This is a genomic window from Oleiphilus sp. HI0128, assembly GCF_001635365.1.
Genome location: NZ_LWGG01000813.1, coordinates 1 through 2304, shown reverse-complemented (window position 1 = coordinate 2304; position 2304 = coordinate 1). Strand labels below are relative to the sequence as shown.

General features: G+C 44.2%; 2 protein-coding genes. Both read right to left on the bottom strand.

The features are described 5' to 3' along the window. On the bottom strand, positions 1-191 hold a 191-nt coding region (locus A3763_RS12140), incomplete at its 3' end, for a transposase (RefSeq protein ID WP_068760069.1). A gap of 309 nt (positions 192-500) precedes the next feature. Beyond that, positions 501-2033, bottom strand: coding sequence for a cryptochrome/deoxyribodipyrimidine photo-lyase family protein (locus A3763_RS12135; RefSeq protein WP_082865253.1), 1533 nt, complete (start codon positions 2031-2033; stop codon positions 501-503). Positions 2034-2304: the final 271 nt, after the last annotated feature.

The following is a 2304-nucleotide window of genomic DNA, read 5'->3' as shown; positions in this document are numbered from 1 at the left end:
GCACGCTCATCTGTATTTAAGCCAGTACCAGATTGTTCCGCATCAAACTTGGCTTTCCAGTTGTAGAGCAACTTATCTGTAATACCCAATGAAGCAGCCGCTTTAGGAACGCTATAGCCTTGCTCGGTGACCAGGGCAACCGCTTCTTGTTTAAACTCTGTTGTATAACTTCTGTTCTTTCGTTTTGTCATTTAACACCTCAATAATTGGATTATATTCCTTATTGAAGTGTCCTGTTTGATTAAAGCAGATCATTGCGAGGGGGCGTGTTTTGGATCGTCACAATGGCGAATACTGCTACAGGCAAATCGACAATAAAGCGCAGTGTTGCAATCGACAATAACTGAAAGTCGAATAACGGCCACTCAAAAAAATTATCAAGAGGAAGTGCTTGAATAACCATAGCGGGTTAAAATAGAGTTTGGTGAGTAAGGCCTTCGCAATAGCCTGCTTCAAAGCACCAAAGTGTTTTTTCTTAAGGTGGCACACAGCGGTTCAGTTTAGTCTCTTTTCCGTTTATTAGGACGTACGTGACGGTGAAGAATCCTGCTGTTTTCTTGTCTGACGAAGGTTCGTTTACGAAAAGCCCATAATTCGCGGCGAGCAATTTTTCCCGTTTCTTTAATATCGACAATTGGTTTTGGATACGTGGTTCCCAGAGATAGGTCATACAATGTTTCTTCCATAGGAGTCATCATCCACGGCGTGTGAATCAGCTCGTTTGGGAGTTTAGCCAATTCCGGTAGCCACATTCTGATAAACTCACCATTAGGGTCATGCTCTAGACTTTGTTTCACTGGATTGTAAATTCGAATGGTATTTGTGCCTGTGACGCCAGCCTGCATCTGAAACTGCGCATAGTGAATACCGGGCTCGAAGTCCAAAAAAAGCTTGGCTAGATAATGTACACCTTGCCGCCAATCCTGCAGCAAATGATGACAAAAAAAGCTGACGAGCATGGATCGCATTCGAAAGTTCAAATAACCCGTTTCGATTAAACATCGCATGCATGCATCAACAATGGGGTAGCCCGTTTTTCCATCTTGCCAAGCTTGGCGATGGCAAAGGGAATCATTGTCTTCTCGATAGCTGAATAACGCGTAAGCGCGATTGACAGGTCTTTCTTCCATTTCATGTTCACTTTCAAACTTTTGGATAAAATGGCAGTGCCAATGCAAACGTGAACACAAGGTATTCGCCGTTTTACGCCACCCCTGTTCGCGACGATGAAGTAAGGTTCGCTGATAAAACTGCCGCAGGCTAATATTTCCCCAAGCCAGGTAAGGAGACATGCGGGAACAGCTCTTTCGGCTTTCAAGTGGTTTTGATATTTTATAGGCATAGTCTTGACCTCTTGATCTAAAAAAAGAAGCGAGTGTTCTCTCAGCCCATTTTTCACCCCCATGTTGCATCCTAGGATGCGTTTCAAGCCAAGAAGGCTCCATTGCATCATTCGGATGATGATGTGCTAGAGAAATAAGGTTAGCGCCTCGAAGGTCGGGATTGTCTAAACCCATGCGCATGATACTGTGCCAGTGCTTGTCCCAATTGCTTCGGTGGGTCAGCCCTCGAATGACTCCGCCCGTTGGGCTTTCTTGCCAGTCTATTTGGTGTTTGGCTAGCCAATCAGCTATTTCCTTATCGCGCTCATAGGTAGCACGTATACCGGTCTCTTCATAGCTGAATAATCGATTGATTGTGAAATGGCTATGGATTTCCTCTAACGCCTTAAGAACCTTGCCCCGAAAGCAATGGATCTGCGTGTTAAAGGCCTTGAGTTGACGATTCAAATCGGCTAAAGACTGGCAAATAAAACGCCAATGGCGCACGTCGTAGTGAGGGTCTTGTATTAGCAGATCTTCGAAGATATAGATCAGTAAGGTGGGATTTTTGCCTGCACAAGCTTCCTTCAGGGGAGTATGATCACGTAACCTGAGATCACGCTTAAACCATACAACGTTAATGCCCTGGTTTTGAGTTGGTTGTTTGGTTCGTAAGTCGCTGATTTGTTGATGTAAACCTTGAGCTGACATGAATTCTATTCAATCCTAACTATGATGTTTGTTACGTTTACGTTTGGAAGGGGGAAAAAGATCACCTACAGAGTGATCTATTCCACGGGGTAAACGTACATTTACTAAATGATGAAAAGCCTCTAACGGTAATGAGTCTAAAAAAGTAGACGCGTGCTGAGGAGAAGGGGCTGAATGTCTTTCTGTCGGAGGAAAAGGCGTGTTGTTTGTAAGCCCAGTGCTTGTAAGACTAAGGTCTTGTTTTTACGGAGAAGATAACGGGGAAATAGAC

Excerpts from the sequence above, each read along its gene's own strand:
- A3763_RS12135 (WP_082865253.1), bottom strand. The coding sequence starts at position 2,033 with ATGTCAGCTCAAGGTTTACATCAACAAATCAGCGACTTACGAACCAAA.